The organism is Persicitalea sp. (genome assembly GCF_041751555.1).
In the GTDB taxonomy this organism is placed as follows: domain Bacteria; phylum Bacteroidota; class Bacteroidia; order Cytophagales; family Spirosomataceae; genus Persicitalea.
Window position 1 is genome coordinate 1 of sequence record NZ_JBGSXF010000057.1, and the last position, 6,070, is coordinate 6,070.

Here is a 6,070-nt window from a genome sequence, read left to right on the forward strand (position 1 = left end):
CAAGCCCTGGAACACCAACGGCATCGACGGTACTTACCGCTTCATCCGCAAACTCTGGCGATTGTTTTACAACGACCACGGCGACTGGATCGTAACTGACGATTCTCCCACGAAAGATGAACTGAAAGTACTGCACAAAACCATCAAAAAGGTGCAGGAAGACATCGAGAGTTTCTCATTCAACACTGGGGTCAGTGCTTTCATGGTTTGTGTCAATGAACTGGGTAGTTTAAAATGCCACAAGAAGGCCATTCTCAGCGAACTAGTTGTTCTGCTGTCGCCTTACGCGCCGCACATTACGGAAGAACTCTACGCCACGCTTGGCCACGGAGCAGGCACCCTTGCCCAAGCTACGTTCCCCACCTGGCAGCAGGAGTACGTCACGGACGACGAATTCGAGTACCCAATCCAAATCAACGGCAAGGTACGGGCCACGATTTCCTTCCCGCTAGACACCGATCGCGCCGACATCGAGAAGGAGGTGCTTGCGGACGAAACCGTGCAGAAATGGCTGGATGGAAAATCACCCAAGAAGGTGATCGTGGTGCCGAAGCGGATTGTAAATGTGGTAGTTTGAAAATATGGGAGCGTCATCGATGGATTACGCCCTTTCAGGGCTTAGTGGTATTCGTACCTAATTGGAACGATGGGCTTCACCCATCGCTGTTGGATTTCGCCCCTGTGGGGCTGGCAAGGTACACAAACCCAGACCTGAAAGGGCGTGATCCATTAGCGCAGGGTAAAGCCCTGCGAAACCTACCGCAACCCCGCCTCCGCCAGCAACACCAGCAAAGTCCGTTGCATCGCTAGATAAGACTTATCATTTAACCACCACTCACTCAGCGCGTGCGCACCGCCGCCCTTGCCGCCCGCGCCCATCGTGATGGCCGGGACGCCCTTCGAGAACGGAATGTTGGAGTTGGTGGAACCCACCCGCAACGCGGGCGCGGCCCCGACGAAGGTAGTTGCCGCAATAGCCCGCTGCACTAGCGGATTACTTTGGTCGATGCTGCCCGAAGGTCGGTCGCCCACCATTTCGATATCTACCGTGAGATCAGGACCTATGCGTTTCATCGCGTTTTCCTCGCGCAGGGCGCGCTGCACGGCGACCTGGAAAAGTTTGTCGATGCCCGCGAGTTGCTCGGGGCTTTCGGAACGCATATCGACCTGCATATACGATTCGAAGGGAATGGCGTTGACGGAAGTACCCCCGCCCACGATGCCCACATTGTAGGTAGTTCGCACTCCCTGCTTGGTGAATTTATCGGCGTCCTGCGTAAAGTAGTAAATCGCCCGGCCCAGCGCCCCGTGCGGATTCACCAGTCCGAACGATCCCGACGAATGCCCGCCCGGCCCCTTGAACGTGACCAGGTAGCGGTGCGAACCGAGCCCCCGATGCGTAATGCTCGTAGAACCCAGCCCGTCGATGGCGATGTAAGAGTCGATTTTCAAGCCGGGCGTGGCAAAGAGTTTTTTCACGCCCCGCAGGTCGCCGAGTCCCTCTTCACCCACCGTACCGATAAAAAGTACATCGGCGTCGGTTTCGACGCCCGTCTTTTCCATCACATCCAGAATGGTGAGCACCATCGCCAAACCTCGCGTGTCGTCGCCGACGCCGGGCGCGTAGAGCGTATCACCGCGCATTTTTATTTTTACGTCCGTTTCTTCGGGAAACACGGTGTCGAGGTGGGCTTCCAAAACTACCGTCTTCTTGCCTGACTTGCCGCGCCGCTTCGCCAGCACGTTGCCCACCTCATCGATCCATACCGAATCGGCCCCGGCGGCGCGGAGCATGTCGGCGTAGGCGCGGCCACGCTTTTCCTCCATGAAGGGCGGCGCGGGAATTTCCGTGAGCGTGATCAGGTTCTGGCGCGTCCAGGCTTCGCGCTCGGGAAACATGGCAAGGGCTTTTTTGACGTTCGACTTTTGGGTCAGAGCCTGGATTTGATCGGTGTACTGTTTTGCGGCAACTACCGTCTCTTTTTTAGCAGGAGATTTTTCTTCGTCGTCCTGAGCCTGAGCCGACAGAGAGACTAATGTAACGAAGGAGAGCAGGCATACTTGGAAAAATGAAGTCATGATTGGAAATTGGGAGGCTGAGTGGTTATGATTTCCAAATATAGCGGATCGTGTCAGTTATGATTGTTTTTTCTAGAAATAGCGAGAATCATTTCTCCGCTTACCGAATCACGAAACACCTCGACGCGCTCCTGCTTCATATCGACGACGCCAATGCATTCATAGCCCGTTTGGATGCCACATTGACCAAATGATAAACCCTTCTCGGCTCTGAGCAGGGCTGAGAAGGGTTTATGCGTGACGTGTACGTCACGCAACAGTTTACTCTACTACCTTCAACTCAAATGATCCGGTGATTTCCAGGGACTTCCCTTCCTCGCCGACTTCCTTCAGGAAAGCCACTAGCGAGTCGTTGACTCCCTTGAGATTTTTTATCCGCTTTTCGGAATGCGATACGTCGCTGTCAAAACCAAAACGAATCTGTTCGGAGAGTATCTCCACATTATGGTAGTTGATCTTATTTTGGATGAGGGAAAACAAAACCTTCCCTGCCGCCTCGGGGGCGAATTGCCCTTCCACTAATTTGAATTCAAGTCTATTTTTCATGGTCAGTTCGATATGATTATGGTACTGTTCAGGCTAATATTACCCTTATGATCTTCGACGTAGTTACGTACCCCGAAAAGTTCTTTTTGCAATTGCTTGATGCGCTGTTCGCGCATCTTGATGTCCTCCTCGGTACTTTCGGAAGTGATTTTGCCCTCGTGGTATTTGATCTTGACGTCAATCATCCGGGTGATGATTTCCACGGCGTCCTGCGCACCGAAGTGGCCTTTGATAAGTTGTAATTCCATGTCTTGTGTTTGATTTGATTATTGACCCTGACCCATCGAGTACGACTGCTTGCCATCGAATTCGTAAAGGTTTTCCGTTTTGATGCTGTCGATTCCCTGCGCCTCGGCGTTGGTCAGCAAGTCGATAATATGCCGCTTCGATATACCGCTACCACTGGTGGATTTGAAGCGGCAGCGCCAGTGGTCGGTGCAGAAGGTCTCGGAAAATCCTTCGGGCCACACCTTGATGCCTCGGTTGGTAATCATGGTCAGTTCGGTACCGTCCACACCTAGCTTTATCAGTTTTTCAGCAATCTCGTCGGGGTCGGTGCCATTCCAATGGACGAACACATCAACACCTACCAGGTCTTTTTTGGCCGGAGTTTTCTTTTTGTATTTGGGCAAAGTCAAGGCAGCATCTTTGGCGTAGGATACGGGCTTAAGCGTGTTAGGCATCTCTCCCAAATTGGCGACGACGGCTTGTGCAAACTCCTTCGTGCCGACTTTCTGCTTGCTCACGCCCTCCTTAAAAATATCGTAGGTGTGGATGCCCTCCTCAATGGTTTTGAGCCAGGCATTCTGTACCTTCTCAGCTACATCGGGCTGGCCGATATGGTTGAGCATCATGATGGCGCCCTGCAGCAATCCGGAAGGATTGGCCATATTTTGTCCGGCGCGGCGTGGGGCCGAGCCGTGAATGGCCTCAAACATGGCGCATTCTTCACCAATGTTGGACGAACCCGCCAAGCCGACTGATCCGGCAATCTGCGCGGCTACGTCGGAAAGCACATCGCCGTACAGGTTGGGCATTACGATCACGTCGAAAATCTCGGGCGTGTCGGCCATCTTGGCCGCGCCGATGTCAATGATCCAATGTTCGTTTTCGATGTCGATATACTCACTGGCGATTTCGTCAAACACCTTATGGAACAGCCCGTCGGTCTGCTTCATAATATTGTCCTTAGTAAAGCAAGTCACTTTATTGCGGCCGTAGTGGCGAGCATACTCGAGGGCATAGCGGACGATCTTCTCGCAGCCGGGGCGGCTGATGAGCTTCAAGCATTGCACCACCTCGTCGGTTTGCTGGTGCTCGATGCCGGCGTAGAGGTCTTCCTCGTTTTCCCGCACGATCACGATGTCCATCTCGGGGTGCTTGGTGCTGACGAACGGCGCCAGGCTCATGCAGGGGCGGACGTTGGCGTATAGCCCCAGAAACTTGCGGGTAGTTACGTTAAGGCTTTTGTAGCCGCCGCCTTGTGGCGTGGTGATGGGAGCTTTCAGGAAAATCTTGTTCCGGCGGATGATGTCCCAGGACTCGGGCGAAATGCCAGCGGTGTTTCCGGCCAGATAGACTTTCTCTCCTACCTCGATTTCGTCGATTTCGATTTTGGCACCAGCGGCTTTGATGATGTCGAGCGTGGCATCCATGATTTCGGGGCCGATGCCGTCCCCTTTGGCAACTGTAATTCGGGTCATTGTTATTAGACTTTTTGGTTTGACAGGGGCAAAGTTGAGGAGTTGTATTCATAAATTTTTATTTATATTTGTGATTAAATACATAAAATATTTTAATGAATTATACGCTCCACCAATTGCAAGTTTTCCTTAAAGTAACTCAGGCAGAGAGCGTTACTAAGGCAGCAGAAGAACTCCACCTGACTCAGCCCGCTGTCTCTATCCAGCTCAAAAATTTTCAGGATCAATTTGATATACCACTCACCGAGGTGGTGGGTCGTAAGCTTTACGTAACAGATTTTGGCAAAGAAATAGCCGAAGCCGCTGAAAATATTCTAAACGAAGTACATGCCATCAATTACAAAACACTGGCGTATCAGGGCCAGCTCAGCGGCAGGCTGAAAATATCAGTAGTTTCGACTGGAAAGTACATCATACCGTATTTTCTAGCGGGATTCCTTAAGGAACATGAGGGCATTGAACTTGCCCTCGACGTGACCAACAAAGCGCAGGTTATAGGTAGTTTAGAACGCAATGAGGTCGACTTTTCGCTGGTGTCAGTGCTCCCTGGCAATTTGCAGCTCGACTCCGAAGAGTTGATGCAGAATAAACTCTATCTGGTAGGCAACACCGACCAGAAATTCCCAAAAAAGTTCTATGATACTGTGATACTGGAAAAGCTACCGTTGATTTACCGCGAGCCAGGTTCAGGGACTCGCTATGTAATGGAGCGGTTTATCGATGAAAACGAATTACATGTTCGCAAAAAAATGGAACTGACCTCTAACGAAGCCGTGAAGCAGGCCGTCATTGCTGGGCTAGGCTACTCGATTATGCCATTGATTGGGATAAGGAGCGAGTTGAAGAACGGGAATTTACAGATCATTCCGGTGAAAGGTTTCCCCATTACGTCCACTTGGCGGATAATTTGGTTGAAAAAGAAAAAATTTTCAACCGTAGCCCATTCTTTTTTGAAATATCTACAAAAAGAAAAACTAACTATAATATCGAACAACTTCGGTGATTAAAAGCATGCACCCGAGTCTGGATATTCGTGAAATATGTACAGCTTCCTACCTGTAGAGAAGCATTCATTGGTTCCTCTATGCATAAAATTCTAATTACCGGTGCCACTGGGAGTGTGGGCATCGAGACGATCAAAGCTCTCAAGGGAATTGCACATGACAAAAATGTATTCGCCGGGGTGCGAGATATTGAAAAAGATCAAAAAAAATTAGCGGGCTATGCCTTAAATTTTACAAGATTTGATTTTGCCGACCCTGCGACCTTCAAGGAGGCACTAGCTGATTGCGACACGCTATTTCTTCTGCGCCCCCCCCCAACTAGCCAACATAAAGAAGTATTTCAAGCCATTCATCGAACAAGCAGTTAGTGCAGGAGTAAAACACGTCATATTCCTTTCTGTCCAAGGGGCGCTTGGTAACCGCTTCATTCCGCATCACAAGATTGAGAAACTTATTATGAAAAGTGGGATGGCTTATACCTTTTTACGTCCCGCTTATTTCATGCAAAATTTCACTACCACGCTGTATCACGATTTGACAACCAGAAGGCTGATATATTTGCCCGCCGACAATGCCAAATTCACGCTGATCGATGTTCGTGATATTGGAGAAGTTGCCGCACAAGCACTGGTCAATCCTACGAGATATGTCAATCAGGGTTATGATCTTACGAGTGAAAAACCACTTGACTTTCAGCAAATGGCCGAAAAACTCAGCCAAATATTGGGACAGAGGATA

9 protein-coding genes are annotated in these 6,070 nt (G+C 50.4%); 4 read left to right on the plus strand and 5 right to left on the minus strand.

Features of this window, described 5'->3' with window-relative positions; genetic code table 11:
• Window positions 1-577: class I tRNA ligase family protein (locus tag ACEW8P_RS01785; RefSeq protein WP_373511399.1), on the plus strand; the 577-nt coding region annotated here is incomplete at its 5' end.
• 179 nt (window positions 578-756) lie between these two features.
• Here the strand turns inward: ACEW8P_RS01785 and ACEW8P_RS01790 are convergent.
• From ACEW8P_RS01790 to ACEW8P_RS01810, 5 genes are read right to left on the minus strand one after another with little or no spacing between them, the layout of a single operon-like run.
• A complete protein-coding gene (locus ACEW8P_RS01790) occupies window positions 757-2,079 on the minus strand; it encodes a M20/M25/M40 family metallo-hydrolase (RefSeq protein ID WP_373511400.1) in 1,323 nt (440 codons plus the stop codon).
• A gap of 53 nt (window positions 2,080-2,132) precedes the next feature.
• Window positions 2,133-2,336 carry a hypothetical protein gene (locus ACEW8P_RS01795; RefSeq protein ID WP_373511401.1) on the minus strand — a complete coding sequence of 68 codons (204 nt, stop codon included), beginning with the start codon at window positions 2,334-2,336 and terminating at the stop codon, window positions 2,133-2,135.
• Window positions 2,337-2,340: 4 nt separating this feature from the next.
• Window positions 2,341-2,625 (minus strand): hypothetical protein, encoded by a 285-nt coding sequence (locus ACEW8P_RS01800; protein ID WP_373511402.1) that lies wholly within the window; start codon window positions 2,623-2,625, stop codon window positions 2,341-2,343.
• 2 nt (window positions 2,626-2,627) lie between these two features.
• Window positions 2,628-2,873, minus strand: coding sequence for a hypothetical protein (locus tag ACEW8P_RS01805; protein ID WP_373511403.1), 246 nt, complete (start codon window positions 2,871-2,873; stop codon window positions 2,628-2,630).
• A gap of 18 nt (window positions 2,874-2,891) precedes the next feature.
• Window positions 2,892-4,328, minus strand: coding sequence for an NADP-dependent isocitrate dehydrogenase (locus ACEW8P_RS01810; protein ID WP_373511404.1), 1,437 nt, complete (start codon window positions 4,326-4,328; stop codon window positions 2,892-2,894).
• 95 nt (window positions 4,329-4,423) lie between these two features.
• Here ACEW8P_RS01810 and ACEW8P_RS01815 point away from each other — a divergent pair, with 95 nt between their 5' ends.
• The 3 genes from ACEW8P_RS01815 to ACEW8P_RS01825 form a co-directional block, all read left to right on the plus strand.
• Window positions 4,424-5,335 (plus strand): LysR family transcriptional regulator, encoded by a 912-nt coding sequence (locus ACEW8P_RS01815; RefSeq protein WP_373511405.1) that lies wholly within the window; start codon window positions 4,424-4,426, stop codon window positions 5,333-5,335.
• A gap of 77 nt (window positions 5,336-5,412) precedes the next feature.
• Window positions 5,413-5,700: an SDR family oxidoreductase gene (locus tag ACEW8P_RS01820; RefSeq protein WP_373511406.1), complete on the plus strand. Its 288-nt coding sequence runs from the start codon at window positions 5,413-5,415 to the stop codon at window positions 5,698-5,700.
• A 19-nt stretch (window positions 5,701-5,719) separates the two neighbouring features.
• On the plus strand, window positions 5,720-6,070 hold a 351-nt coding region (locus ACEW8P_RS01825; RefSeq protein WP_373511407.1), incomplete at its 3' end, for an NmrA family NAD(P)-binding protein.

Bases quoted from the DNA above. Each gene is read 5' to 3' on its own strand.
- ACEW8P_RS01790 (WP_373511400.1), bottom strand. From the start codon at position 2,079: ATGACTTCATTTTTCCAAGTATGCCTGCTCTCCTTCGTTACATTAGTC.
- ACEW8P_RS01800 (WP_373511402.1), bottom strand. From the start codon at position 2,625: ATGAAAAATAGACTTGAATTCAAATTAGTGGAAGGGCAATTCGCCCCC.
- ACEW8P_RS01805 (WP_373511403.1), bottom strand. From the start codon at position 2,873: ATGGAATTACAACTTATCAAAGGCCACTTCGGTGCGCAGGACGCCGTG.
- ACEW8P_RS01810 (WP_373511404.1), bottom strand. From the start codon at position 4,328: ATGACCCGAATTACAGTTGCCAAAGGGGACGGCATCGGCCCCGAAATC.
- ACEW8P_RS01815 (WP_373511405.1), top strand. From the start codon at position 4,424: ATGAATTATACGCTCCACCAATTGCAAGTTTTCCTTAAAGTAACTCAG.
- ACEW8P_RS01820 (WP_373511406.1), top strand. From the start codon at position 5,413: ATGCATAAAATTCTAATTACCGGTGCCACTGGGAGTGTGGGCATCGAG.